The sequence below is a fragment of the Shewanella hafniensis genome, from assembly GCF_019655335.1.
Classification (GTDB): domain Bacteria; phylum Pseudomonadota; class Gammaproteobacteria; order Enterobacterales; family Shewanellaceae; genus Shewanella; species Shewanella hafniensis.
Genome location: NZ_BPFD01000071.1, coordinates 1 through 25,487, shown reverse-complemented (window position 1 = coordinate 25,487; position 25,487 = coordinate 1). Strand labels below are relative to the sequence as shown.

Genomic DNA, 25,487 nt, shown 5'->3' with positions numbered 1-25,487 from the left:
AGATGGGGTAACCTCGATACTCAATAGAACGAATCTTTCGCAAATTGCTAAGGATATTTTATAGTTACAACTATCTCACCTATGGGTGAATTAACAAAAAAGGAGTGTGGCATATGTCATACAAAATTAATGGACATGAAATTACAGTGAACTTTCCTGTAGATTCAATCTCAGTAAATAAAACCTCAATTGCTTTTACCGATCGTCAAGGTAAAAACAGACAGACTTTTTCAAAGCGTACAGAAGCCATCAGCTTTATGAAATGGTTATTGTCCGCAAACAAATAAGTCAAAAAATAAATTAGACGATAAGTTAGAAATAAGTACTGTTATACCCCGTTTGCTCAAGTGTATTTAATCGGTTTCCATTCTCTTCGCAGTACCGAGCACTTAAGTAAACTGATAGCCGAATGTCACGAACACGCTATCCTTTTTTACGTCATGATGACGAACACATTTGGTTCAGGCTGTATCTCTCTCACACAGATACCTGCCGAACCAAATGAGTCAAATCCAGCTTAGATCACCCACTTCCACTGCAGCATCCGCTAATATTCATTCCCATGAATACTGTTACGTACCTCTTCTATGCCAAAACCCAATACCCAAATCGCCATGCAAAGCTTGATAAACCAGATCAAAGCGACTATTCCACTCAACTTAGAAGAAGCACAATTGTGCCAGGGACAATGTTTAGGTTGTTCGAAAAAAATGCTTGAAATGCTCGATGCAGAAATCAGCTATTGGCAATATTCCGATACGATACCCAGCCTAAAAGATTTAAAAAACCTCGAAAAGATAGGCCAACGTACCTATAAAATCCTTAAGCGAAACCAGTTGCTGCCTTAATCGCTTGTATTTGCATTTAACTATTTATGGGGCGTTTTACTTATACGACTGAACATAAATTCATAACTGAACTGAACTGAACTGAACTGACAATATGATCCTGATAGAAATCACATTGCCAGTTTTATCTTAGCTATTGTCTATAGCCGTTAAAAATTACAATTCTATAGGCTCAACGTCTGGACTCTGCCAACCTTGCGCGAATATCTGCCAAAGAATATTCAGTTAAGAGTTCACCATCGGCAAATACGGGGACAAACTCGCAATTGTTAACATCTTGCCAGCTCGCTTGATCTTTAAGATAAAATTGCCCTTGCTCATCTTTAAACACCGCAACCAGTCCCTTAGCTGATTTTTTAGTACCGTCATCGGTTTTAGGATCTTTAAATATTTCTCTGTCTTTACCATCAACTTTCGCAAAGGTCGCTTTCACCGCGTAACCGTCGGTATCTCGGGTCACGTGTTGATAGGTAAAACTGCCAATCCCAAACACGATATTAGTCGAAGCAAAACCTTTGGCCTTTAAGCCGGCACAAATGGCTTCAGCCCGCTCAATGGTGATTGAATCGCCATAAATCAGTCCGACATGGCTATCGAGTAATTTGTAACCTTTGGCAGTTGTGCTGCCCCCAAAGACATCCCACAAACACTCGATAGCGCCTTTATACTCAGGGCTCCCCACAGCTGCTTGTGGATCGCCACAAATGATCTTCACCGGACAACCCGTATCAGGCCTAAACACCACTTTGCCCTCACGCGCAAGAATACGGTCTTTTAAGGCAACGGTGAACTCTGTCATCACCTGCCAAAAATCCCAAGAATCAGAAACGATACTGACAATGCCGCTAGGATAAATATCTTCTATCAGACGGCGGAACGTCTCTAATTCATTCTCCATACCACCCGCACACATCACACTGTGCTCCGTTGCGGCCACACTGCCGCCAACGAGTTCCTTATCACTGTCTGCAAGATAATATTGTTCAAGAAAATCAATCGCGGGAATGGTATCTGTACCCGTAAAACTGAGTAAATGGGCGGCGCCGCTCATTACCGCAGCCTCTGCACCATACATGCCGCGGAAACTAAAATCATGGCCCTGCCAATCAACAAATGCGATGTCACCATCGGTTTCTAGCGCGTAAGTCTCAAATATTTTGCGGTATTGCAGCGCGGTAGTGGCACTGGTACACATACCCCACACATTCGCGGAAAGGATGGTTTCGAGGTAATTGGTCAACCAAAAGAATCGCTCATCGGTATTGTACAAAACCAAGCAAGGCACTTTTAGTGGATACACAGAGCCTTCAGGTAATGCCATGATTTTTACTGGTAAATAACCTAAATCATGCAACTCCTCAATATGCTGAGTACCGACATTATTTGGCCCGAGATAGTTATTGATACGGCGGGAGAATTGGCGAATGACCTGATCTTTGGGTTGTTGAAAGAAATCACGGTTCCAACTGTCGATCAAGAAATGCTTGATAAAATACTGCAAGCCAAAAAACACCATTTGGTCTGTATAACCACGACGGGATTTACGGGCGGTCAAGTTACTAAAAATCACTTGAGTATTATCGGGATACTGACGACGGTGGTCGACTTTGTAGCCATCAATGGCGGTAACGGGATTCAAGTACATAATATTTTCCTTAATGATTCATATAACTCAAAACAGCATGGCAATCACAGAACTCGCTCGAAATATGTGCAGGGACACCTAAACTATCGGTACAAAATAATCTGTCGATGCCCGCCTCGCGCAGAGCCGATTCGCTGGCCTTATCTTCATAATGTGACACGATCAAAATGACGCTTTGGGCCCCCTTTTGCTTTAACTTGATGGCAAGTTCGATAAAGGTTCTGCCACCAGCACAAATGTCATCGACGATTAAGCAGGTTTTGCCCGATAAATCATCACAGAACACTTCAGTAGCGATAATATGACCATTGACCACATCGCGATGTTTATCGGCCCTGATCACCGGCATTCCCTGTAACGCTTTCGCTAAGCCGAATACTTTCTTATTCGCCCCCGCATCGGGTGAGACTAACACTAGCTCACCCGATAATTGGGTGGTAATCGCGGCGACAAAGCTGTGGTTGTCAATAACTTGCACTCGGTCTAACAATGCGGCGGTGACATCGCTGTGCGGGTCAAAAATGCTGACTGAAGCATATTGCTGCTGATTAATCAGGCTGGCATAGACTTTTACCGATAAGGCCTCGCCCACATTACACACTCTATCTTGGCGAGCACCCGGCATATAAGGCAGTAACAGATCGATTTGCTCTGCACCGCTGCGGCGTAATGCATCAGTTAACAACAAGAGCTGTATGATGGAATGATCGCCACGATAGCCGAAGAAAAGTGTGACGCGTTTCGCTGGAGGAACCAGCAGTTGAACATGATTCTCCCCCGCGCCAAATTGAAATAAACGGTAATGAGCCTCATCACTAGCTGCGGGTAACTGATAAAAATCGGCTTGCAGTTGTTGAGTGTTAACTGTGCCTTGATACGCTTGAATGCTTTTAGATGCTTGAATACGTTGAGACATACTAACCTCCTGTCTATGGCAAGATTACCGCAATTAACGGCGCCCTTGTTGTCTACAGAATCAATAGTGTCTTAAAGACATTATTATGTAAAGTTGATTTTTAGACTATTTATGACGAAATAAAAGCCATTGATATACCTAAATTGCATATAGTGTCCTTTAGACACTATATGCAATTTAGGTAACTGAATAGGAAAAAAGCTGTTGAGTAATATCAAAATCTAAAACATAAGCAGTTGTCATTAGCCCCATGAAAACGCGTTTCAATCTGCAACGACTTTGATCAACATTCTAAATTTCTTAAGAATCGGTACGATGCGGTATCGGGTTTCAAGCAGTATAAATTCGCAGGACGCCCCCGTTCAGTACGTTTTAAGCCCGTATCAATCAATAAATCGGCCTGTTCCACTCGCCGACGGAAGGATTTCCCTTGGATAGGCTTACCCAGCAAGACTTCATGTACATGCTGCAGTTCTGGCAAGGTAAAAGGTTCAGACAGTGCAAAGCCTGGCACTAAGGAATACAAGGCTTTCTGGGTTAAACGTTCGCGCGCTTGCTTGATTAACTGCAAATGATCAAACGCTAAGGGCATCTGTAACACATCCTCTAATGGCCACCACTTAACATCACTCACTGAATCAATCTGTATTTGGCAGGCTTGATAACTCATCAACGCGGTATAACACACAGTCACCGACCAACCTCTCACATCGCGACAGCTATTACCCACAGTGCATAGCTGCTCAATATAAGGTGGCACTACCGCGGTTTTCTCATGCAGTTTACGTAATACGGTTTGTTCTAAGGATTGATCGCAATTTTCATCGATAAAGCCTCCGGGTAATCCCCAGAAACCTAAAAAAGGATGGTTTGAACGTTGCACTAAGAGTACTTTAAGCTGCTGATCATGGTAGGTAAACAATACAGCATCCACTGTCAGTAGCTGAGCCTTGAAAGCCTTAGGATCGTAATTGGCAAGATATTCCGCTTCAGTCATGAGTATTCCCCATCATTCAATATCATAAGCTTAACTTAGGCATGACACAGCTTCAAACACATTATGTCTTAGCGTCACTAAGTAAATATCCTGCGCCGTGGGCATAGCTACTTTGGCCAAATTTACGCTGATAACGCGGCAACATGGTCTCGTTCCCCAATAATCCGCCTTGATGCAAATACATCACATGACCTGGTTCACTACGCTGTAAATAATCCTCAAGCACAATAAAACCTAAGGGATCGTAGAGTAATTCAAATTGAATCCCTGAGGCGCAAATCCGCTGCCACATGGCATAAAATTCCGGATAAAGTTTACCAAAGTGATATTTTTTGCCGACATTCACTATCTGTGGATGCTCGAGAGTGTTTGGATTAAGCATAGAGAATTGCAAACGTAAATAATCATCGCCTCCCACCACAGCACAAGTCACGACGCGAATCGCCGTTTGCTGACGAATAAAGTACTGATTTAAAAATACCGCCGTCGTCCCCGTCCCCGACGGTAAAAAGACCGTTAAATCGACTAAATCATTCGCCTGCGCAAATTGCACTATTTCTTGCGCCAATACATTTACCCCGTATTCAGCGTAGGAACAGCGTCCGCCCTCTGGGATAAACAGTGCCGTCGGTTCATTCGCGAGTACCTGAGCCTCGATATACTCTTGGCAACTCAATCGCACATTGTCGACTTGCGCAGTAAGGTTAGGACTAGCCTTAAGATTTAACAAAACCTGAGGTTCAGATTGCGCATGAGTGAACGTCTGCTTTTGCGCCATTAACACACTTAAATCGATAATATTGGCACCATTTGCTAAGGCAGCAGCATAATTGCCCGTGGGATGTTTAACTATTTGACTGGCAATATGATCAACATAAAAGTCACACTGCCAGCCTTTCATCTTGGCCAATGTTGATAGGGAATACAAAGAGTTCGCTAAGGGTGAGCCATGACCTATCACCTTGTTGATGCCGGCAAACTCATGATCTAAAAAATAACCGAATTTACGCGCTTTATTGCCGCTAAACGCTGGATGCAATAAATCATCACGTTTTAGAAATATTTCTCGACCAGCAAAGGCAAAAATATCGACGGGGGAATTTGCAAACATCAGGCTACTCAAACGATTAAATACTCGGGCTTTTAAGTCATTTTAATGGAATGGCTAGTGTACCCTAAGAAATTAGCAATTTAGCGAAGAAGTAGTGGAAATCACAAATACAGTTTTGAACAATACCCGTAAGCAATTGATTTATTGGTGTTAAAAAATTGGCACGTTTCTCGCTTAGTCATTGACATATATTCAATTTATCAAAGCTAACGGCATTCATTACAGCTAACGATAAAGGCTAAAAAAGTAACCTAAGGAGTTTTCAATGGCAGTATTACGCTTAATATTCAACATCGCTTGGTTTGTACTCGGCGGATTTGTGATGGGACTCGCTTGGTGGCTCGCAGGTATCCTGTGTTTTATCAGTATCATTGGTATTCCCTTCGGCCGCGCCTGTTTTGTTATCGGCGAAATGACCTTTTGGCCCTTCGGCCAAGAACAAATCAACCGTCGCCACTTAACTGGGCGTGAAGACTTGGGCACAGGTGCATTAGGCATGGTAGGAAATATCATTTGGTTCTTACTGTTTGGGATCTGGTTAGCCATAGGGCATTTAGTCCACGCCTTAGCTTGTTTTGTGACGATTATCGGTATTCCCTTTGGAATACAGCATCTTAAATTGGCGTTACTCAGCCTAACACCAATAGGCCAAACCGTAGTGGCTAAAGCTTAATAAGACAATGCGTTAACTGCGCTATTCACTCTCGATTATTTGGTTTCAAGAGTGGATAGCGCTTTGTCATCCCATACAGTAAATATCGCTTCGTTTAAGGCTATTTCTTCCTCCAATAAATCGTTGCAATCATATTGAGTATTGGCAGGCTCACTATCCACAGAAAACTGCACTTGCGGCTTAGTCGCCCCCACAATGTCCAACAGATAATGCGCCAGTTTTGCGGGTGCATCAATGGCCGCATCATGGCCGCAATAAGCTAATACGATCAAATCAGTGTGAAAGTGCTGCGCTAAAGCTTTACTCGATGCCATGCTCACCAACGCATCACGGTCACCGCAGAGCACAGTTATCGGTACTTCCACTGTCAATGGACATTGGTATTGAAAAGCCGCCCAAAGTTGTCGCCCTACATTGCGTCTACTTGGTGTGGTATCGCGGCGAAACTCACTCCACTTGACAATTAAATCTCGGTCTCGCCGATGACGAAAACTGGTTAAACGCACTATAGTCGACTCGATGGGATGTAAAGCGTTACCCCGAGCCCGCAAGCAAAACGCCTTCAATACATTGAGTGGATTAAATCTTTGATACCAAGGCGATAAATTCGCCGCACTGCTGTTTAGTACAAATACATGCCTTATCTGCCAAGGTCGCTGGCGCGCCATTTCCAGCGCTAACATACCGCCCATAGACAAGCCGAGAAGGTAAATGGCTTCTCCTTCTTGTACCTGCTCATCCAATTGCAACCACACGGCATGGGCATAATCGGCAATCTTCAGCGGACTGGCCTTATTGGATAACGTCCCATTACCCGGCAAATCTGGGGTCAGTACTCGCAATCCTTTTTGTCGCAGTCGTTGATCGAAGCCATGCCAGTGGCGCTGATCACGCATTAATCCCCGCAATAACACCCAAGTTGTCATGACTGAGACTCCCGATACCAATAATGCCGCGCGCACTCAGTGAGTTCAGCCAAACGTTCAGGCGTTAACTGCTCTAACGATTGGGCATAGGCCGCTTCCATCATAAATTGCATCAGCACTGTGTGCCTGCGTAAAATTCTGTGGTGACGATGTGTTTTCTGCGGATTGAAAAAGCCCGCAAAATTAAATATTTGTCTGGGATTTTTCTTTATCCAAGCCCAGGATCCCATCTCTAATGTCAAAGGCAAAAATGGCACCTGAGCAGAAGGATCAGCCACTTGGTGCTGGCGATAGAGATAATCCCAAATATCACCATGAGTGCGATAAAACTGGCTCTGCGGCGCGAGTCGATAATGGCCGTGATGGGGATAACTCTGTTCAAACAATTGTTTTAGATGAAAAATATAATTGGCATTTTCGAAGGCGGTACGCGTATGGGCGTAGGGGAACCAGATATGATCACTCAAGCCAAAGCCTGAGTGGGCATCGAGGGAAATTAAACTGGTGCTGCGACTCAACAGTTGTTGTACATAGGCAACTAAACCCGCAGTTTCCAGCTCCATTCCCCCAATACCGCGATACCAGGGCAGCCGTGACGATATACGCTGTCCTCCCACCATAAAGGACACTTTTTCACGGGATTCTATCGGAGCGTTACGCATCAAATCCACTTGATTACCATTGCCCCGCGTTCCCATGAATAACCCAACAGGATTCACTACAGGTACAAAAGCTAACCGCAGGCCCGTTAACATCTGTTGTAGATGTTTATCCCAAACAAGCCGCTGCAATAAACTGTTTAACAATGCCAAAATAACTTGAGATCCAATACGTTCAACCCCATGCACGCCACCCACAAAGAGTACTGTCGGACAGGGCTTATCTCCTCCGCCCAGTTCAACACTGTAGAGCGGAAAATGTTCGTGACGAAATGGGATGTCGGCAAGAATGTGATACTGCAACTTAAGATGATGAGTATCAATGAGTTGTTGCAGCGTATCTAACTCAAATGGTAGCTCAAAGGGAAGTTTATTCATGTCACCTTAATCAAAAAATGAGAGAGCAACTCATACCGTTAAGGTGATGCTAATAGTAAACAAAGACAGAATGATGACAAGTGGTATATCTAATGTAATTTTAAGAGAAATAGGCTGAAAATAGAGGGAAAATTAGAGAGCACACTAACCTAAATCATGCATTAGTCTTCACGATACAGTAACTCTCCAATGATGGTTTCGACGTCAATTTGTGCCAAGCCTCGATCAAAAATATCTCGCCAACGTTGACCTTCTTCGGTATTACGAAACGCAATATAAAGCTGCTTATTCGCTAAAATTTGGCGGTTGATTTGCAGTTTGTCCGCCAGCGGTTGCAAGGGCTTTTGCTTAAGTAAATAGTGCAGCACGTTGACATCGATTACCGCCGCATCAATACGGCCTGCGGCCACTTTCTTAATATTGTGCTCGTCTGAAGTGACGGCTTCAGTCGGTTGAACGCCTGTAGCAATCATGCGATCTAACGCCTGAGTATTCACATAATCTTTCACTACGCCTAAGGTATAGCGATTCAGATCTTCGACATAATTCCAACTCACAGGGTGGGCTTTTTGCTCCACCAACCCCAAAGGACCGTCGCCAATCGATTTAGAAAAAACAAACTTTTCAGTCTCAAAGTAATATTCAGGGAAATAACCCAGATAGTCAGAATTAGGCATACTGGCGAGCTTTACAGCGCGGCTCCATGGGTAAAAATCCACTTCTAATTGATGCCCCATCACTTTAAGCGCAGCCCGCACTACGGCAATACTCGCGCCCTGCTCTGCTAACTGTTGCCCCGAATAAGGCGGCCAAAGTAAGGATGTCAGCATTAAAGTATCCGCTTTCGCTGTGCTCAATCCCATGGAGGAAAGACAACATGCAAGGAGCATTGACCGCCATCGAACCATTTAAGACTCCTTAGCCTGCTGCTTGGATTAACCACTAAATCATCGACAAATTAAGCATTAAATTTATCTGCCAAGATTTTATCGCTGATACTTTATCTCTGGTTTTAGTATAGCCATGAAGCCACTGCGGGGAAGTGAAGTTTTGTTACAATTCGGCTAATGACATAAGATGCCAAAAAATAAGCAAAGGATTAGACTGAAAACTGATATACAGTCAGTACTCAACTGATAGTAAATAGTAAAGCTTGATTCGATTAACTCACCATAAGGCCAACTCCTATGCGCAAAGTTTCCGTTTTCAATCGCGCGACATCCTCCCATGCAAAAGGCGCAATAACTCAAGCGGGGATCACTGTGGTTGGCGCAGCTTTAACCTTACTCGGGCTGGTCTTTTTACTCTTACCCGGCCCAGGTTTACTCTTGATCATCTTAGGATTGGCGCTGCTCAGCACACAATATGCGTGGGCAAAGCTGGCGCTGCGTCGCAGCCAGCGAAAGTTAACTCAAAGTGCGGCTTGGCTTGATGGCATGACTCGTCGACTCTTCCGTTAACTCGTTCACTTGTGGGTTAAACGCCATCTATAGACTGAATAAAATTCAAGCCGCATTGCACGGCTTGAAGTCAAAAAAGCAGGCGAGCCAAACCACATTACTTAAGCATTAATATCTTCATATAACTCTTGATACATCAGCTCACGCATTTTGAATTTCTGAATTTTCCCTGTCACTGTCATTGGATACTGATCCACAAACTTGATGTAACGTGGCACCTTGAAATAGGCAAACTTCTCGGTGAGGAAATGACGAATATCTTCTTCGGTAATCGCGGAGCCTGAGCGGACTTTAATCCAAGCACACACTTCCTCACCGTATTTATCGCTTTGAACACCAAAGACCGCCGCATCCTGCACATCTTTATGGGTGTAAAGTTTCTCTTCAATCTCACGGGGATAGATATTTTCGCCACCGCGAATGATCATATCTTTAATGCGACCCACAATTTGCACATAACCTTGCTCATCCATTTGGCCGATATCGCCCGAATGTAGCCACCCCGCACTGTCTATGGTCGCCGCCGTTTTTTCGGGATCGTTCCAATAGCACTGCATTATGCAATAACCGCGACTACAGACTTCACCAGGTTGGTTAATTGGCAACACCTCACCAAATTCGTCAACTATTTTCACTTCGGTATGGGGCAAAGCACGGCCAACAGTGAGCACACGTTTCTCAACTGGCGAATCGATTTCAGTAATGTGATTGAGCGGACTGCACTCAGTCTGACCATAACCAATCAGCACTTCTTCCATATACATGAGGTTTTGTACTCGGCGCATCACTTCTTCGGGGCAAGTTGCCCCCGCCATCACGCCGGTCCGTAAAGAGCTCAAATCAAAACGCGTAAACTCAGGATGCTCAAGCTCGGCAATAAACATGGTCGGTACGCCATGTAAAGCGGTGCACCGCTCTTGCTCAATCACGTGCAATGTCGTCAAAGGATCGAAAGATTCGCCGGGGAACACAGCCGCTGCGCCTTTGGCTAAGCAGACTAAACTGCCGAGCACCATGCCAAAACAATGGTATAAGGGCACAGGAATACAGAGTTTATCGTGGCAGGTAAACTTCATCGCCTCTGCGACTAAATAGCCATTATTCAAAATGTTATGGTGGGATAAGGTTGCACCTTTCGGGCTGCCCGTCGTGCCAGAGGTAAACTGGATATTGATTGCATCGTACGGGCTTAATGCTTTGCCAATCTTCTCGAGTGTTGCCTTGTCATCGGCGGTCACATCGACGAGCAAGTCATCAAAATTTAACATGCCGACGGATTTTTCAGCGCCCATGCGGATCACAAACTCAAGCTCAGGAACGGCCTTCGCCTGTAATTGACCAGCAGGGCAAGAAGTTAGTTCAGGCGCCAATTCGTATAGCATTTCGAGGTAATTGCTGGATTTAAACTTGTCGGCACAAATTACCGCGCGGCAACCCACGTTACTCAGCGCATATTGCAATTCTTCCGGTCGATATGCAGGATTAATACACACCATGATGGCGCCAATTTTAGCGGTCGCATATTGGGTTAAACACCATTCAATATTGTTGGGTGACCAAATGCCCACCCTATCACCGGGCTGAATGCCAAGCTTCAATAACCCTGTGGCGAGCGCCTCGATTTGAGCGAGATATTGACGGTAGTTCCAGCGGATATGTTGATGATGTACGACAACGGCTAATTGGTCGGGATAGGTTGCCGCAATCTCATCAAGATATTGACCTATGGTTTTCTCAACGAGTTTCGGTGATAACTCGCCTCTAAACTCGCTGACGTTGAGCGGACTGATAACTTGGCTTGTTGGAACAGACATTAAGGCCTCCGTGCATTTATTATTATGATTAGCGAGGTCCAAACTAACCAATCCACGGATCATGTCACAAGCAAAAAAACACTTTATTAGACTAAAGAGTAAGATAATCGATTAGATAACAATCCATTAAAGTGCGGGGTTAGCGGCTGATAAATTCAAGATGAGTGCTCGACTTAGGCACATTTAAGCTTTGCAAGCGCTCAACAATGGCCAGTAAAATCCCTTGGCGGCGCATATTTTCTAATACGCCAGGACTAAAGACCTCAAGGCGCGTCATAGCCGTCAACAGCAACTTACATTGTGCTATGCTCGCATCACGAATGTAGGCGGGTTTATCGACTAAGTAACTGTTGTTATACCAATAGTCCCAGGTGAAATTTGCCAACAACCAACCTTGCGTAGTCAGGTCATTAATAAATTCCAGCATACGCTCATGGCTTAGGATCACATCACCGGCGGTAAAATCCTTAAGATATTTAGTGTATAAACCACAGTCGGACGTCATTGTTGAAGTTTCCATAACACACCTCATAGGTTTTGATTGCCACTGCTGCCACAACTTATAGGGCACCAATCACAAACCGAGATCGAATTTGACGCTTTGCCTTTAGTATCGAGAATTTGCATAAGGCATACCAAATAAGATTACTGCCCACAGGCTAAGCCACCTTATCTGAACCGAAACTTAATCAAACTCACAATGCTTGATCTGAGTGACGAACTGGGGTGTTCGATAAAATTAAGATAAACTCACGGATATTGAAGCGCTTAACGGCCACTATGAATTAAGGAAACCCAATGAACTACTGGCTTATGAAATCGGAACCCGACGAATTTAGCATAGATGATCTTAAGGCTTGCCCGAACCAAACCGAAGCTTGGCATGGAATACGTAACTATCAGGCGCGTAACTTTATGCGCGATGCGATGCAGATTGGCGACAAGGTATTTTTTTACCATTCAAGCTGCAAAGTACCCGGTATTGTCGGTATCGCAGAAGTCGTGACCAATGCGTATCCCGACAGCACGGCCTTCGATCCCGAATCAAAATATTTCGACCCTAAGTCAGATCCAACTAAACCAAGATGGTTACGAGTAGATATCCGCTTTGTCGAAAAATTTAACGATATTATTCCCTTAAGCTTGATTAAAAACCTGCCGCAATTAGCTGACATGTATTTAGTGACTAAGGGTTCAAGGCTAAGTATCCAACCTGTGACCGCCGAGCAATGGCAAGCTGTGCTAATGTTAACCCGTTGAGTTAGTATCTCAACGTAAAACGTTCAGCTAAGGTTCATTTAAGAGACTCTATTGTCACAGCATCGACTAAACACCTTTTGGAGCACAGATGAATAAATTCACGTCAATGGTTGTCGCAGGGCTAGTGCTCAGCTTAATGGCGCCTATCTCTGTTTTTGCTAAAGACGACCAAGAGCATAAACACCATAAAAATGATAAAGATTTACCACCGGGATTACAGAAAAAAGTTAACCGTGGTCAACCACTGCCACCCGGTTGGCAGAAAAAACTCCATCGTGGTGATGTGCTTGAGCATGATATTTATGACCGCGGCCGTATCATTGTGCCCTTAGACAAAGATGGGATTATTAGCATTCAAGTTGAAGGCGCATTGATCAAACTCGATAATAACAGCCGTAAAATCCTCGATATCGTCAATATTATTACCGAATAGTCACGCATAACATGTGCGAAATGGCTAATCACGGCAGTTTTATTAGCACGCCCAATTCTTATTAGGACGTGCAAGCATTCAAAACCATGATGCTTGCACAGCTCGCTCCCTTATCTGAACTGCTATGTATCCCGCAATCGCTAGCGAATTAACGGCCACAGTTACAATTAAGCAACATACTGATATTTATCATATCTTTACTCTCTGATGCTTGGTCACTCATGAGCTGAATGCTAGACTCAGCCAGTGCTAATATGTGTGTAAACTCAGATAAAACTTCTTCGGTGAGGTGAGACGTTATAGTCGAGACCGAAAACTAAGCTCCTGACATCGAAGTATTGATACCAAGTGCTCTGCATAAACTCATACGTATAATTTTGAGTAAGTTAAGCGTTATCAAAGCTCTCTTACAACTAAAGCAGCGACTAATGCATAACCTTAACGCCACCCATAGCATATCTATTATTACTCTCCAATGACCGTAGACTGACGCTGGATTTTTGAAAATGAAACACACCTCACTTCAACGGGTTAAGCAGGCGATTATTGCGGGGTTCTGGGCTTCACTTGCCAGTATTTCTGTGGGTTTTCTTTTTAAGCTTTGGTTAGCACAATGGGTTACCAAAGCCGATCTTGCGCTCTATCACACGGTTATCGATATCATCTCACTGTCGCTGATCCTGATGACAGGATTTCGCTCCTCTATGGTGGTGACCTACTCCCAGACCAAGCAAGATGTGGATATCACTAATATATTCCGCTACAGCTTAATTGCTATGGTGCTACTGACTTGGGGCTTAGTTTTGCCCTACATCAAACACAAACTTCAGCTCAATGTAGAATATTTTCAATTGGTTGGCATTATTTTGAGCATGGGGCTCAAAGTGTATTTTACCAATCAAATTGCTATGTACCGGCTGTATGCCATCTCCAATCTAGTGACTTGGCTTGAGCCGATTGCGCAAGTGAGCAGCTTTTTCTTGTGTTTCTATGCGTTAAAACAAACGGCCATAGCGTCACTCTTTTACAGCATGACATTGTCATCGCTCATCGTTGCCTTATATATGTACTTAAAACGGCGCAAGGATATCGCCACTCCGCCCTTAAGTACGGTGCATTTTGATACGGGTTTACGCAGTTTTATGAAGAAAAGCCTGACAGCGTCTATGGAAGCTGGCGCCAGTATCTTGATGATTTACATCACAGTACTGCTGACCATTGCCTATTTCAGCATAGATGAACTGGGTGATTTCCAAGTGGTGGTGCGACCGATGATAACTTACCTCACCTTGCTGTTTGTCTTCCCCATCTACCGCTTTGTGCTGCCCGAAGTCGCAGTGTGCGTACGAGAAAAACGCTTTGACGAAGTCCAACAAATTAAGTCATGGCTGACTAAAGTTTCTTTGTGGATCAGCGGTATTTTTTTTGTCGTTATGGTCTTTGCGAGCAAGCCATTAGTCGCTTGGTTATTCCCCGAGCAATACATAAAAGCGGCCCCAGTATTAATGCATTTCTCCATGTTTTTTATATTCATGATGCTCAATGGCTATCAGTTGGCCTATATCAAAGCTCACGGCTATTTTACCCAAAGCCTGCTCATTCGCCTCGCCGGTATCGCAGTTCTAGTGAGTACTTTCTACGCTTATCGCCTATATACCGAGAATGTCGTCGCAGTGATTTTAGCCTTGGGCACAGGCTATTTAATGATGTATCTCATATCTAAGCTAGTTGAAAGACGCATTCAGCAGAGTCTTAACAACGGCCCAACACAGCTTTAATTACAGCTAAATATGCTTAAAACATTGAAGGATATGACAGGTTCCAATTAAAAAGGCATCCCAGAGGATTATCTGGAATGCCTTAGGAAGAGACTGCATGATTGCAAAATGGTGCTGTGATTGATAAATCGATTGAGCTTAGGGCTTAACGCCCATCAAGCATACGACCAATACCACCTAGCACTGAGCCTTCACCGCGATCACTGCCACCCGCAGATGGGGAATGGGCGATAATGCGATCCGCCATACGTGAGAACGGCAAGCTTTGCAGCCAAACCGTGCCATGGCCTTTTAAGGTCGCTAAAAATAAACCTTCGCCACCAAATACCATGGACTTTAACGAGCCTGCGCGCTCGATGTCGTAATCTATCCCAGGTGTAAATCCAACCAGACAACCTGTATCAACCCTTAAGGTTTCGCCTCGCAGTTCTTTCTTCACTAAAGTGCCGCCCGCATGGATAAAGGCCATGCCATCGCCTTGTAAGCTTTGCAGAATAAACCCTTCGCCACCGAAAAATCCCGTACCTAAACGGCGATTAAATTTCATCGTCACTCGCGTTCCTAACGCAGCCGCTAAAAAACTGTCCTTCTGGCAGATAAGCTCGCCGCCATGTTCGGCTAAGTCGATCGCAAGGATTGTGCCCGGATAAGGTGCGGCAAAGGCAACTTTACGCTTTTGGTTGCCTTGGTTGGTAAAGTGAGTCATAAAAATGCTCTCACCCGTCAGCGCCCGCTTACCTGCGCCCATCAACTTGCCAAAAAAGCCGGACTCTGGTTCAGAGCCATCGCCCATTTTGGCCTCAAAGCTAATATCTTGCTCTAGGTAGTTCATCGCGCCCGCTTCGGCAACCACGGTTTCGTTAGGATCAAGCTCCACTTCAACCAACTGCATACTGTGACCGATGATTTCATAATCCACTTCATGACAACGTCTAGACATACTGTTCCCCTTAACTGTCAGTTCCTTGTTACTAGCCTTTAGATTGATCCAGATGGACAACTCTTTAGCTATCGCGGCTCAATTTCACTCTTCATCACGACCTTAATCTAGATCTAAGCTCAGTCTGAATTTAGGCCTTATTTTAACTATCAATCTAAGCCTTAATCTGACCTAGGCATTAATCTATGACATAAAATGTCAAAATGCGATTATTTTATGCGGTAACTTGTATCAAAAGATGACAAGTGAAGACTTATCAACCCAAACCCACACCATTAAACTGCTCAGCCTTAGCAAACTCCTCTAATATCAACTCGGTAAAAAGTTGTCCCGCACGGCCTAACGGCCGTTCTAAGGTCGAGACGAGCTGTGGAATAAAGGTATACCGGCTGCCACCGACAAAGTCGATTTCAACTAACTCCCCCTTCACCAACTCTTCTTGTACGAGAAAGTCTGGCAACCAACCAAAACCTAAACCTTTTAACAAAGCGTTCTTTTTCATGATAAAACCAGAAAGATAAAACACTTTATCGCCGCCAAATTGCATTTCATCGCGGTAACTTTTATTGGGTGAAGAGTCTTCGATAGTCAATTCCACGTGTTGCTGCAGTTCGGACAAACTAATTTCGCGAATAAATGACAAAGGATGCGAAGCACTGGCCACCAGCACGCTAGTGATGGCTGGCAAAGGTTGCGGATAATAATAAGGACCTGTGCGATAATCTTTCACTAACATCAAGTCGGCATTATCCCGCTCGAATCTGTGTTGCACGCCGCCTAAAAATTCCATATTGAGCTGAATTTTAGTGGGGATTTGATGTTCAGCCATACGCTTTAAAGCCGTCATAATTGGCTCCATCGGCAAAGCACCGTCTATTACTAGCTCTAGCTTTGGCTCCCAGCCTTCACTGAAACGACTGGCAAGATGTTCAATGTTTGCAAGGTGTTGCAATAACCTTTGCCCCTCGGCCAAAATCACCCGGCCCTCTTGCGTCAGCTCTGCACGATATTGCTCACGGCTAAAAAGTTGCACACCTAAGTGCTCTTCTAACTTCTTAACTTGATAACTCACCGCCGATTGCGCCTTGTGTAACCGCTCCGCCGCCTTGGCAAAACTGCCCTCTTCCACCAGCACTTGCAGCACATTAAAAGCATCAATATCGATGCGCATGGTCACTCCTTGGCTCTTATGAACATGTCACGGAAACACTACGATTCGTAAAGATTAGAATACCATCTAATTTTTAGATTGAGATAACGGATTTATTATTCTTTTTTTTGTTCATTCAAGCAACTAAATTGATAACAAGATCACACTAATGCAACTTGCAGTATAACGACCAGCGATGTAGGCAATCCTGCAACGCAATATTGAAGGAATAACCATGCCATTTTATGTGAAACAAGGCCAGATCCCCCATAAGCGCCATATCGCATTTGAAAAGGAAAACGGCGAGCTTTACCGTGAAGAGCTGTTCTCTACCCATGGGTTTTCCAATATTTATTCCAATAAATATCACCACAACATGCCAACCAAAGCATTGGAAGTGGCGCCCTATAGCCTAAGCCATGGTGCCAATTGGGAAGACTCGCTGGTCCAAAACTATAAACTCGATTCCCGCGACGCCGACCGTGAAGGTAATTTTTTCAGCGCCCGTAACAAGATTTTTTATAACAATGACTTAGCACTTTATACCGCCAAAGTCAGCGCCGATACTGACGAGTTTTACCGTAACGCCTACGCCGATGAAGTGGTTTTTATCCACGAAGGCGAAGGCACACTCTACAGCGAGTACGGCACGATTAAGGTCCAAAAGTGGGACTATCTCGTGATCCCACGTGGCACGACTTATCAACTTAAATTCAACGATTACAGCAATGTGCGACTGTTCGTTATCGAGTCATTCTCTATGGTGGAAGTGCCTAAACATTTCCGTAACGAGTATGGTCAGCTATTAGAATCAGCACCTTACTGCGAGCGCGATTTACGCGTACCTACATTGCAAGAGGCTGTGGTTGAGCGCGGCGCCTTCCCCTTAGTGTGTAAGTTTGGCGATAAATACCAACTCACCACGCTCGAATGGCATCCCTTTGATTTAGTGGGTTGGGATGGCTGTGTTTACCCTTGGGCATTCAACATTACCGAATACGCGCCAAAGGTGGGCAAAATCCATCTGCCGCCTTCTGATCACTTAGTCTTTACCGCCCATAACTTTGTGATTTGTAACTTCGTGCCGCGCCCCTACGATTTCCACCCGAAATCGATTCCAGCGCCTTATTACCACAACAACATAGATAGCGACGAAGTCTTATATTACGTCGATGGCGACTTTATGAGCCGTACGGGCATTGAAGCGGGTTACATGACCCTACATCAAAAAGGCGTGGCCCACGGCCCACAACCGGGCCGCACTGAAGCCTCGATTGGCAAAAAAGAAACCTATGAATACGCAGTGATGGTCGACACCTTCGCCCCACTGAAATTAACTGAACATGTACAAAATTGCATGAGCAAAGACTACAACCGCTCTTGGCTAGAAGACTAGCCCTAAGCCACCAGCGCACCAAAAAGGTTGCGTATCCCAAGGTAATAAAAGGGATAAAGAGTGTCGGCGGTTGAACTAAAATAATGAGGAAAACATCATGGCAAGCGAACTAAATCCACTGGGCTTATTAGGTATAGAATTCACGGAATTCGCCAGCCCTGATACTGATTTTATGCACAAGGTCTTTATCGACTTTGGTTTTTCACTGCTGAAAAAAGCCAAAAACAAAGACATCCTGTACTACAAACAGAATGACATTAACTTTTTGCTCAACACTGAGCGCGAAGGTTTCTCAGCTAAATTTGCTAAATCCCACGGCCCAGCCATTTGTTCTATGGGCTGGCGGGTAGAAGATGCCGGCTTTGCCTATCGCGTTGCCGTTGAACGTGGTGCAAAACCCGCCGATGATGCCAATAAAGATCTGCCTTATCCTGCGATTTACGGCATTGGCGACAGCTTAATTTATTTCATCGACACCTTTGGCGCAGATAACAATATCTATGCCGCTGATTTTGAAGACTTAGACAAGCAAGTCATCACCCAAGAGAAAGGCTTTATCGAAGTCGATCACTTAACCAACAACGTCTACAAAGGCACAATGGAACATTGGGCTAACTTCTATAAGAACATTTTTGGTTTTACTGAAGTGCGCTACTTTGACATCAGCGGCGTACAAACCGCGCTAGTGTCCTACGCCCTGCGCTCGCCCGATGGCAGCTTCTGTATTCCGATTAACGAAGGTAAAGGCAGCGATAAGAACCAAATCGATGAATACCTGAAGGAATACAATGGCCCAGGTGTGCAACATTTAGCCTTTAGAAGCCGCGATATCGTAAAATCGCTGGATGCGATGGAAGGCAGCTCAATCCAATGCCTAGACATCATCCCTGAATACTACGACACCATATTTGAGAAGTTGCCTCAAGTGACTGAGAATCGTGAGCGCATCAAACATCACCAAATTTTGGTAGATGGCGATGAATCCGGTTATTTACTGCAAATTTTCACTAAAAACCTGTTCGGACCGATTTTTATCGAAATCATCCAACGCAAAAATAACTTAGGTTTTGGTGAAGGTAACTTTACTGCCCTGTTTGAATCAATTGAACGGGATCAAATGCGCCGCGGCGTACTGTAAGTTTTCATCCCCCATAAAAAACGGTACCACTGCGTACCGTTTTTCTTTCTACGAATATCTAAATCGCCATCTAAATCAGCATCAGCATTAACGCAAATCACTCGGCATCGACCTTCCTGCGTTATTCCACATTGATGGGTTTGATAACCTTACAAGGGTTCCCCGCCGCCACACAGTTCGCCGGAATGCTCTTATTCACTACACTACCAGCACCTATGACACAATTATCGCCAATGGTCACACCGGGCAGTACAGAGACATTACCGCCAAGCCAGACATTATTGCCGATTTGAATTGGCGCGCCGTATTCAGCCGTTTGCCGCGCGATGGGATCGATAGGATGCGTGGCGGTAGAAATCATCGCATGGGGACCAAACATCACGTTATCGCCAATCGATACAGAGCAAACATCTAATATGGTTAGATTATGATTAGCGTAAAATTGCTTACCAATATGGATGTTATAACCGTAGTCACAAAAGAAATTAGGCTCAATATGGGCGCAGTGTTGAATATCGAGCAGGCCACGAAGGTGATCCATACGCGTATCAAGCTGAGTCGGTTCGGCCAGATTAAACTGATGGCAAACGGATTTCGCCCGCATCCGCTCAGCAAATAGCTCATCATCCCATGCCTTATAGGGCTGACCCGCCAACATTTTTTGTTTCTCAGTCTGTTTTACTTCAATCCCTTTATTCTCAAGCATCATGCATCCCCTGCGATTAATTTCATGCTGTCACCCTACCAAACCTCAGCATTTAAGCTCAAGTGGCTAAAGTAACAAAGCGACAAACAGAGAAGACAAACAGAGAATATGACAATGTTCATCTCTCATCTATCGCTAATACGGTACACTTTGTACCGCAAAGATGGGGAGCAGCTGGGTAAACTCGATACATAAATAGCGAGATCTTGTGGTGATAACAGAGTAAACATCCCAAAAAAGTCGAGTTGTTTACATACTAAGTTACAGTTACTCATCGAAAAAACGGGACGCGCATTGGCTAAACCCGCGGTTTTCATTACACTATCGGCCTTCCTATCTTCACCCAAGAATGACCAAACCATGCCAGATTTTGCTTTACTTGCAGTGTTTATCCCGACCTTCTTCTTTGTTTCTATCACGCCGGGCATGTGCATGACGCTCGCCATGACACTGGGCATGAGCATAGGTGTGCGCCGCACCCTGTGGATGATGCTGGGTGAACTGGTAGGCGTAGCGTTAGTGGCGACCGCAGCCGTGATGGGCGTTGCCAGTATCATGCTCAACTATCCCGAAGTCTTTCAAATCTTTAAATGGGTTGGCGGAATTTATTTAGGCTTTATCGGCGTACAGATGTGGCGCGCCCGCGGCAAGATGGCCATGTTAAGCGATGACGACACTAACCCCAGAGCCAGCAATTTAACCTTGATCTCCCAAGGCTTTATTACCGCCATTGCCAATCCTAAAGGTTGGGCATTTATGGTGTCGCTATTGCCGCCTTTTATCAATGCCGAGCGTGACGTTGCGCCGCAGCTGCTCGCGCTGCTGAGCATTATCATGGTAACCGAGTTTACCTCTATGCTCGCCTACGCCAGCGGCGGCAAAAGCCTGCGTATTTTCCTAAGCCGCGGCGATAATATTCGCTGGTTAAACCGCATTGCAGGCAGCCTAATGATCGGCGTGGGCGTGTGGTTAGCCATGAGCTAACATTCATAGCCAGCATTAATAGCTAACAGTTTGAATTAACAGCTTAGATAGAACTGCTTAGGTTGTATTACATAGGTTGAACAAGCACGACATAAATGCGAGCCCAATAATGTCCCGTTAACTCGGTCTTTTATTAGGGCTCTTTTTTGTAGGGCAAAACAGCTCGCATCTGCGCCATATATTGCTGCATTTGCAGTGCTTCTTGCTCAACAAAATCGGCAATCGCCGCCCTAAATCCTAAGTGGGCGATATTATGGTAGGAATACATTTCAACAGGTTCAAAGCCGCGCAGCACCTTATGCTCCCCCTGTGCGCCCGCATCAAACATCTGGAACCCATGTTCAATACAGTATTGAATACCTTGGTAATAACATGCCTCAAAATGCAAACCGTCAAGCTCAACCGTGGTGCCCCAATAACGGCCGTATAAACATTTTTGCCCTTGAGTATTCTCGCCTTTGAGATACAAGGCGCCTGCTACCATCTCGCCCTTGGCATCTTCGACCACCAACAGTAAAACTTGCGCAGCGAGTTGTGCCCCCAACTGCTGAAAAAACTCGGGCGTTAAATAGCCGCGATGACCGGAGCGTTTAAGGTAAGTTAATTGATAACACTGAATAAACGTCTGCCATTGTGAAACGGTAATGTGTTCACCTTCGACAAAGTGAAACTTAAGATTAAAAGGCTGTAACTGCACCCGCTCTTTCAAGATATTCTTACGTTTGCGCGAACTAAAGCCCGCCAAAAAATCATCAAAATCTCGATAGCCGCGATTATGCCAATGGAACTGAGTGCCTAAGCGTTTTAACAGCGGATTGGGCGAGCCTGCAAATAACGGTGTTTGGCTTGGAGTAACAAACAAGCTATGCCATGAAGAAATTGGGCTGTCGCCCAGCTCTTTAGCGCTTTGCACTGAGCTATCAAGATCAGATTCAACAACGGGCTGATCAATAACAGACTGGTCAAACTCCGGCTCATCAAAAAACGAATCACTTTTCTCTAACGCACTAGGCTCGGACCTAAACAGCTCTGATGTTAGCCGGCGATTCAATGTCAGCAGCAGTAATTGCGCCACGCGCAGTTGCTCAACGCTATCAAATGCGGGATGAATGCCCATCCTTTGCCCTTGCACTGGGGTAAAAGGAATCGCATTCACCCATTTGGGATAGTAATCGAGCCCATGGCGCTCATAGGCCTGCGCCCACGCCCAATCGAACACGTACTCGCCGTAGGAGTGAGACTTTTGATACAAGGGCATCACCGCCACCAGCGATAATGGATTGAAGTGCTTAGCTGCTTGCCGGCTTATCAGGGCTCCTGCAGCCAAAGGCGACAGGCTTTTATCGGTACTTACGACATCATTTAATCTGTCACCCACATCAAACACGCATAAATGCCGCGGCGTCCAACCCGTTGCAGCGCAGGCCGAATGGCTTTGCTCTAGTGCCAACAAAAACTCATGGCGACAGAAGGGATTCGCCTCCCCCATAACGGCATTCCACGCACTGGCCGAAATATCCGATATTGAGCTCGCAAAGGCCAAGATAAGCTGTCTCATTGGGTAAATTCTCGTCCTTTACGGATCTTAACTAATATACAAGGTTGCAATTAAGCCTAATTCTCGGCACATTGCATAGCCATAATGAAAATAAATTCAGGATTGAGTATGCGTCCAACAAGACCTTTTAGACCTCTTATTCTCGCCATTGCCATGGCGCTTCCCCTACTATCATCACCCAGCTTGCTTGCCGAAGAATCGTCAATTTTCAGCCAGATGGCCACAGCACAACCTGTGTGGGCCAAGCATGGCATGGTTGCCAGCCAAGAAACACTCGCCAGTCGCACCGGCGTTGAGATCCTAAAACAAGGCGGCAATGCGGTTGACGCCGCCGTGGCAGTGGCTTTTAGTTTGGCAGTCACTTTACCGCGCGCTGGTAATATCGGTGGCGGCGGTTTTATGTTGGTGCATATTGCCAAAGAAAACAAAACCATCGCAATCGACTACCGTGAAATGGCGCCATCTAAAGCCAAGAAAGACATTTTCCTCGACGAGAATGGCGATGCAGTTGAAAAGCTGAGCCGCGAACACGGCCTTGCTGTAGGTGTCCCAGGTACAGTCATGGGCATGAGCTTAGCCCTTGAAAAATATGGCACTATGACACTCGCCCAAGTCACTGCTCCCGCGATTAAAATGGCGCAGGAAGGCATTAGCGTGACGCCAGATCTTGCACAGTCCCTTGCAGGCCTAAAACGTCGCATGTCCCAATGGCCAACTACGGCAGCTATCTTCTATAAAGCCGACGGCAGTGATTTTCAAGTTGATGATATTCTTAAACAACCTGAGCTTGCCCATTCATTAAGTCTGATCGCTGAAAAAGGCACGAAAGGATTCTACGAAGGTGAAACCGCCACTAAGCTCATCAATGCGGTGAAGGATGCTGGCGGCATTATGACTTTAGACGACCTTAAAAATTATAAGGTTGTAGAACGCGAACCCGTGCGCGGCGAATACCGTGGCTACGAGGTTGTATCTATGCCACCGCCATCATCGGGCGGCGTGCACATCATAGAAATGCTTAATGTGCTGCAGCAATTCCCGATTGATAAACTCGGCCACAATACGGCGCAGACGATTCATTTGATGGCAGAAACCATGAAGCACGCCTATAGCGATCGCAGCGAATATTTAGGCGACCCCGACTTTTATAAGGTGCCCGTCAAAGCCTTAACCAGTAAGGACTATGCCCAAAAAATCGCCAGCCAAATCGCGATGAATAAAACAACGCCAAGCGCCGAAATCAAGCCAGGTAAACTCGCGCCCTATGAGAGCGACCAAACTACTCACTTCTCGGTAGTGGATAAATGGGGCAATGCGGTTTCAAACACTTACACCTTAAACTTCAGCTACGGCTCAGGTTTAGTGGCCAAGGGAACTGGCATTTTGCTCAATAACGAGATGGATGATTTCTCGGCCAAACCCGGCGTGCCAAACGGCTACGGGTTAGTGGGCGGTGATGCCAATGCAGTCGAAGGCAATAAGCGCCCACTCAGTTCAATGAGCCCCACTATTGTGATGAAAGATGGCAAGCCCTTCCTCGTCACTGGCAGCCCGGGCGGCTCACGCATTATCACCACCACACTACAGATCATCATGAATGTTATTGATCATGGATTAAACATTGCCGAAGCCAGTAATGCTGCGCGGGTACACCATCAATGGCTGCCCGATGAGCTGCGAGTTGAATCCAGCTTAAACCGCGATACCATTTCCCTGCTCGAAGCCAAAGGCCACAAGGTGAAAGTACAGTCCGCGATGGGCAGTACACAATCAATTATGGTGACCGAACAAGGGATTTTTGGCGCCTCTGATCCGCGCCATTCAGGTAGCGAAGCCATCGGCTACTAGCATCTCCATGATGCCAATGTTACTGAAAGAGATGAGTGTAAAGAGATGAGTGAGAGAGATAGGTAAATGAGATAAAAGGATTTATGACCTATTCGAACTAGGTCATAAACCCTGAGTAAAGCGTGTCTCTCCGCTTAGCGAATGCAAACTCTCGATTAAAAAGCCCTGCTATACATCACTGTATAAGCATGGCTTTTTATTGTGTGGAAAAGTTATTGTGCTGATTTGCATTGTTTTTACTTTAGTGACGCTGCAACTGAGTCATGAAATATCATACTAAACGCAACTCAATTCAAGACAGAAGGTGTAGACAAATTGTACTGGGTGACCTGTTATTTCAGTCACAGAGATCTAGTGTTGGCTGGTATTCAATCATATAGGCTTGCCATGGCATTCACTTTCCGACACGGTGAATAGAAACCTAAGGTTTCTGAGCTTATGAACGAGAGCCATGGAGGGCGAACTGGCAGTTAAACAAGGATGTTGTTCAAGTCCGTCCATGGGGCGGACGGTCGTCTCGCTAATCACCATGGCTCACCTTTCGAGCATTCGCGTAACCTGTTGCTTCTAAAGACAGATCTTACATTTACTGTTATCAGATTGACTAGGGGCTGTTGATCTTTGCTGTACAAATGTTGTTCAGTAATACATCGGCAGCCACATTAACATAAACGCCAGTGACACCATACTGGCGTAATTTCTTGCTAGCTTGTCATATCTTGTTGATATTGCTCGATAGTGTTTAATTCTTCCAAAAGCATTCTCCACTAAATGTCGATACCGATATAAGCACCAATCGACTCTTTCTTGAGGTGTATTCTTATAGCGGCGCCTTGGAATAACAGATTTCCCGCCTTTATTTGCGATAA

At 45.2% G+C, this 25,487-nt stretch carries 25 protein-coding genes; 11 read left to right on the top strand and 14 right to left on the bottom strand.

What is annotated here, in order from left to right; genetic code table 11:
• Positions 1-113 precede the first annotated feature (113 nt).
• Positions 114-287, top strand: a complete 174-nt coding sequence (locus K5Q99_RS17335) for a hypothetical protein (protein ID WP_006082106.1) — start codon at positions 114-116, stop codon at positions 285-287.
• Between the two features lie 300 nt (positions 288-587).
• Entirely contained in the window at positions 588-848 is a 261-nt protein-coding gene (locus K5Q99_RS17330; RefSeq protein WP_106650831.1) for a hypothetical protein, read from the top strand.
• A 172-nt stretch (positions 849-1,020) separates the two neighbouring features.
• Here K5Q99_RS17330 and K5Q99_RS17325 read toward each other — a convergent pair whose 3' ends face one another.
• The 4 genes from K5Q99_RS17325 to K5Q99_RS17310 all read right to left on the bottom strand — a co-directional run bounded on the left by K5Q99_RS17325 (position 1,021) and on the right by K5Q99_RS17310 (position 5,517).
• On the bottom strand, positions 1,021-2,493 hold the full coding sequence (locus tag K5Q99_RS17325; protein WP_220777565.1) for a nicotinate phosphoribosyltransferase: 1,473 nt from the start codon (positions 2,491-2,493) through the stop codon (positions 1,021-1,023).
• A gap of 10 nt (positions 2,494-2,503) precedes the next feature.
• On the bottom strand, positions 2,504-3,409 hold the full coding sequence (gene prs, locus K5Q99_RS17320) for a ribose-phosphate diphosphokinase (RefSeq protein WP_220777564.1): 906 nt from the start codon (positions 3,407-3,409) through the stop codon (positions 2,504-2,506).
• Between the two features lie 283 nt (positions 3,410-3,692).
• Positions 3,693-4,406, bottom strand: coding sequence for an NrtR DNA-binding winged helix domain-containing protein (locus K5Q99_RS17315; protein ID WP_220777563.1), 714 nt, complete (start codon positions 4,404-4,406; stop codon positions 3,693-3,695).
• 61 nt (positions 4,407-4,467) lie between these two features.
• Positions 4,468-5,517, bottom strand: a complete 1,050-nt coding sequence (locus K5Q99_RS17310) for a pyridoxal-phosphate dependent enzyme (RefSeq protein WP_220777562.1) — start codon at positions 5,515-5,517, stop codon at positions 4,468-4,470.
• Positions 5,518-5,782: 265 nt separating this feature from the next.
• Here K5Q99_RS17310 and K5Q99_RS17305 point away from each other — a divergent pair, with 265 nt between their 5' ends.
• The gene (locus tag K5Q99_RS17305) at positions 5,783-6,190 is read left to right on the top strand and encodes a YccF domain-containing protein (protein WP_220777561.1); all 408 of its coding nucleotides are present in this window, start codon (positions 5,783-5,785) and stop codon (positions 6,188-6,190) included.
• A 35-nt stretch (positions 6,191-6,225) separates the two neighbouring features.
• Here K5Q99_RS17305 and K5Q99_RS17300 read toward each other — a convergent pair whose 3' ends face one another.
• The 3 genes from K5Q99_RS17300 to K5Q99_RS17290 all read right to left on the bottom strand — a co-directional run bounded on the left by K5Q99_RS17300 (position 6,226) and on the right by K5Q99_RS17290 (position 9,061).
• Positions 6,226-7,116 (bottom strand): alpha/beta fold hydrolase, encoded by an 891-nt coding sequence (locus K5Q99_RS17300; protein ID WP_220777560.1) that lies wholly within the window; start codon positions 7,114-7,116, stop codon positions 6,226-6,228.
• Entirely contained in the window at positions 7,113-8,153 is a 1,041-nt protein-coding gene (locus K5Q99_RS17295; protein WP_220777559.1) for a M14 family zinc carboxypeptidase, read from the bottom strand. Before K5Q99_RS17295 ends, K5Q99_RS17300 begins: the two co-directional genes overlap by 4 nt.
• Positions 8,154-8,314: 161 nt before the next feature.
• Positions 8,315-9,061: a substrate-binding periplasmic protein gene (locus tag K5Q99_RS17290; protein WP_220777558.1), complete on the bottom strand. Its 747-nt coding sequence runs from the start codon at positions 9,059-9,061 to the stop codon at positions 8,315-8,317.
• Between the two features lie 279 nt (positions 9,062-9,340).
• Here K5Q99_RS17290 and K5Q99_RS17285 point away from each other — a divergent pair, with 279 nt between their 5' ends.
• A complete protein-coding gene (locus tag K5Q99_RS17285; protein WP_220777557.1) occupies positions 9,341-9,613 on the top strand; it encodes a PGPGW domain-containing protein in 273 nt (90 codons plus the stop codon).
• 101 nt (positions 9,614-9,714) lie between these two features.
• Here K5Q99_RS17285 and K5Q99_RS17280 read toward each other — a convergent pair whose 3' ends face one another.
• Both K5Q99_RS17280 and K5Q99_RS17275 read right to left on the bottom strand, forming a co-directional pair.
• Positions 9,715-11,427 carry an AMP-binding protein gene (locus K5Q99_RS17280; protein ID WP_220777556.1) on the bottom strand — a complete coding sequence of 571 codons (1,713 nt, stop codon included), beginning with the start codon at positions 11,425-11,427 and terminating at the stop codon, positions 9,715-9,717.
• Positions 11,428-11,566: 139 nt separating this feature from the next.
• A complete protein-coding gene (locus tag K5Q99_RS17275) occupies positions 11,567-11,947 on the bottom strand; it encodes a DUF6508 domain-containing protein (RefSeq protein ID WP_220590531.1) in 381 nt (126 codons plus the stop codon).
• A 278-nt stretch (positions 11,948-12,225) separates the two neighbouring features.
• On the opposite strand from K5Q99_RS17275, the gene K5Q99_RS17270 reads away from it, so the two are divergent.
• The 3 genes from K5Q99_RS17270 to K5Q99_RS17260 all read left to right on the top strand — a co-directional run bounded on the left by K5Q99_RS17270 (position 12,226) and on the right by K5Q99_RS17260 (position 14,898).
• A complete protein-coding gene (locus K5Q99_RS17270; RefSeq protein WP_106650842.1) occupies positions 12,226-12,687 on the top strand; it encodes an EVE domain-containing protein in 462 nt (153 codons plus the stop codon).
• 88 nt (positions 12,688-12,775) lie between these two features.
• The gene (locus tag K5Q99_RS17265) at positions 12,776-13,120 is read left to right on the top strand and encodes a hypothetical protein (protein ID WP_106650843.1); all 345 of its coding nucleotides are present in this window, start codon (positions 12,776-12,778) and stop codon (positions 13,118-13,120) included.
• A gap of 506 nt (positions 13,121-13,626) precedes the next feature.
• Positions 13,627-14,898: a lipopolysaccharide biosynthesis protein gene (locus K5Q99_RS17260; protein WP_220777555.1), complete on the top strand. Its 1,272-nt coding sequence runs from the start codon at positions 13,627-13,629 to the stop codon at positions 14,896-14,898.
• A 145-nt stretch (positions 14,899-15,043) separates the two neighbouring features.
• Here the strand turns inward: K5Q99_RS17260 and K5Q99_RS17255 are convergent, their stop codons facing one another.
• On the bottom strand, positions 15,044-15,838 hold the full coding sequence (locus K5Q99_RS17255; protein ID WP_220777554.1) for a TIGR00266 family protein: 795 nt from the start codon (positions 15,836-15,838) through the stop codon (positions 15,044-15,046).
• A gap of 256 nt (positions 15,839-16,094) precedes the next feature.
• Positions 16,095-17,009 carry a LysR family transcriptional regulator gene (locus tag K5Q99_RS17250; RefSeq protein ID WP_220777553.1) on the bottom strand — a complete coding sequence of 305 codons (915 nt, stop codon included), beginning with the start codon at positions 17,007-17,009 and terminating at the stop codon, positions 16,095-16,097.
• Positions 17,010-17,223: 214 nt separating this feature from the next.
• Between K5Q99_RS17250 and K5Q99_RS17245 the strand changes: the two genes are divergently transcribed.
• Both K5Q99_RS17245 and hppD read left to right on the top strand, forming a co-directional pair.
• Positions 17,224-18,384: a homogentisate 1,2-dioxygenase gene (locus K5Q99_RS17245; RefSeq protein WP_220590533.1), complete on the top strand. Its 1,161-nt coding sequence runs from the start codon at positions 17,224-17,226 to the stop codon at positions 18,382-18,384.
• Positions 18,385-18,481: 97 nt separating this feature from the next.
• On the top strand, positions 18,482-19,522 hold the full coding sequence (gene hppD / locus K5Q99_RS17240) for a 4-hydroxyphenylpyruvate dioxygenase (protein ID WP_220777552.1): 1,041 nt from the start codon (positions 18,482-18,484) through the stop codon (positions 19,520-19,522).
• Positions 19,523-19,643: 121 nt separating this feature from the next.
• Here the strand turns inward: hppD and K5Q99_RS17235 are convergent, their stop codons facing one another.
• A complete protein-coding gene (locus tag K5Q99_RS17235) occupies positions 19,644-20,228 on the bottom strand; it encodes a sugar O-acetyltransferase (RefSeq protein WP_220777551.1) in 585 nt (194 codons plus the stop codon).
• 360 nt (positions 20,229-20,588) lie between these two features.
• Here K5Q99_RS17235 and K5Q99_RS17230 point away from each other — a divergent pair, with 360 nt between their 5' ends.
• On the top strand, positions 20,589-21,212 hold the full coding sequence (locus K5Q99_RS17230; protein WP_006082123.1) for a LysE family translocator: 624 nt from the start codon (positions 20,589-20,591) through the stop codon (positions 21,210-21,212).
• A gap of 133 nt (positions 21,213-21,345) precedes the next feature.
• Here K5Q99_RS17230 and K5Q99_RS17225 read toward each other — a convergent pair whose 3' ends face one another.
• Positions 21,346-22,770, bottom strand: coding sequence for a GNAT family N-acetyltransferase (locus K5Q99_RS17225; RefSeq protein WP_220777550.1), 1,425 nt, complete (start codon positions 22,768-22,770; stop codon positions 21,346-21,348).
• Positions 22,771-22,878: 108 nt separating this feature from the next.
• Between K5Q99_RS17225 and ggt the strand changes: the two genes are divergently transcribed.
• A complete protein-coding gene (gene ggt / locus K5Q99_RS17220) occupies positions 22,879-24,618 on the top strand; it encodes a gamma-glutamyltransferase (RefSeq protein ID WP_220590542.1) in 1,740 nt (579 codons plus the stop codon).
• Between the two features lie 639 nt (positions 24,619-25,257).
• On the opposite strand, the gene K5Q99_RS17215 is transcribed toward ggt, so the two are convergent.
• Positions 25,258-25,487, bottom strand: a 230-nt coding sequence (locus K5Q99_RS17215; protein WP_220777549.1) for a transposase, incomplete at its 5' end; no start/stop codon positions are given.

Bases quoted from the DNA above. Each gene is read 5' to 3' on its own strand.
- K5Q99_RS17235 (WP_220777551.1), bottom strand. From the start codon at position 20,228: ATGCTTGAGAATAAAGGGATTGAAGTAAAACAGACTGAGAAACAAAAA.
- K5Q99_RS17290 (WP_220777558.1), bottom strand. From the start codon at position 9,061: ATGGTTCGATGGCGGTCAATGCTCCTTGCATGTTGTCTTTCCTCCATG.
- K5Q99_RS17280 (WP_220777556.1), bottom strand. From the start codon at position 11,427: ATGTCTGTTCCAACAAGCCAAGTTATCAGTCCGCTCAACGTCAGCGAG.
- K5Q99_RS17265 (WP_106650843.1), top strand. From the start codon at position 12,776: ATGAATAAATTCACGTCAATGGTTGTCGCAGGGCTAGTGCTCAGCTTA.
- K5Q99_RS17225 (WP_220777550.1), bottom strand. From the start codon at position 22,770: ATGAGACAGCTTATCTTGGCCTTTGCGAGCTCAATATCGGATATTTCG.
- K5Q99_RS17295 (WP_220777559.1), bottom strand. From the start codon at position 8,153: ATGAATAAACTTCCCTTTGAGCTACCATTTGAGTTAGATACGCTGCAA.
- hppD (WP_220777552.1), top strand. From the start codon at position 18,482: ATGGCAAGCGAACTAAATCCACTGGGCTTATTAGGTATAGAATTCACG.
- K5Q99_RS17335 (WP_006082106.1), top strand. From the start codon at position 114: ATGTCATACAAAATTAATGGACATGAAATTACAGTGAACTTTCCTGTA.
- K5Q99_RS17230 (WP_006082123.1), top strand. From the start codon at position 20,589: ATGCCAGATTTTGCTTTACTTGCAGTGTTTATCCCGACCTTCTTCTTT.
- K5Q99_RS17275 (WP_220590531.1), bottom strand. From the start codon at position 11,947: ATGGAAACTTCAACAATGACGTCCGACTGTGGTTTATACACTAAATAT.
- K5Q99_RS17245 (WP_220590533.1), top strand. From the start codon at position 17,224: ATGCCATTTTATGTGAAACAAGGCCAGATCCCCCATAAGCGCCATATC.
- ggt (WP_220590542.1), top strand. From the start codon at position 22,879: ATGCGTCCAACAAGACCTTTTAGACCTCTTATTCTCGCCATTGCCATG.
- K5Q99_RS17325 (WP_220777565.1), bottom strand. From the start codon at position 2,493: ATGTACTTGAATCCCGTTACCGCCATTGATGGCTACAAAGTCGACCAC.
- K5Q99_RS17330 (WP_106650831.1), top strand. From the start codon at position 588: ATGCCAAAACCCAATACCCAAATCGCCATGCAAAGCTTGATAAACCAG.
- K5Q99_RS17270 (WP_106650842.1), top strand. From the start codon at position 12,226: ATGAACTACTGGCTTATGAAATCGGAACCCGACGAATTTAGCATAGAT.
- K5Q99_RS17285 (WP_220777557.1), top strand. From the start codon at position 9,341: ATGCGCAAAGTTTCCGTTTTCAATCGCGCGACATCCTCCCATGCAAAA.
- K5Q99_RS17305 (WP_220777561.1), top strand. From the start codon at position 5,783: ATGGCAGTATTACGCTTAATATTCAACATCGCTTGGTTTGTACTCGGC.
- K5Q99_RS17260 (WP_220777555.1), top strand. From the start codon at position 13,627: ATGAAACACACCTCACTTCAACGGGTTAAGCAGGCGATTATTGCGGGG.
- K5Q99_RS17250 (WP_220777553.1), bottom strand. From the start codon at position 17,009: ATGCGCATCGATATTGATGCTTTTAATGTGCTGCAAGTGCTGGTGGAA.
- K5Q99_RS17310 (WP_220777562.1), bottom strand. From the start codon at position 5,517: ATGTTTGCAAATTCCCCCGTCGATATTTTTGCCTTTGCTGGTCGAGAA.
- prs (WP_220777564.1), bottom strand. From the start codon at position 3,409: ATGTCTCAACGTATTCAAGCATCTAAAAGCATTCAAGCGTATCAAGGC.
- K5Q99_RS17255 (WP_220777554.1), bottom strand. From the start codon at position 15,838: ATGTCTAGACGTTGTCATGAAGTGGATTATGAAATCATCGGTCACAGT.
- K5Q99_RS17300 (WP_220777560.1), bottom strand. From the start codon at position 7,116: ATGACAACTTGGGTGTTATTGCGGGGATTAATGCGTGATCAGCGCCAC.
- K5Q99_RS17315 (WP_220777563.1), bottom strand. From the start codon at position 4,406: ATGACTGAAGCGGAATATCTTGCCAATTACGATCCTAAGGCTTTCAAG.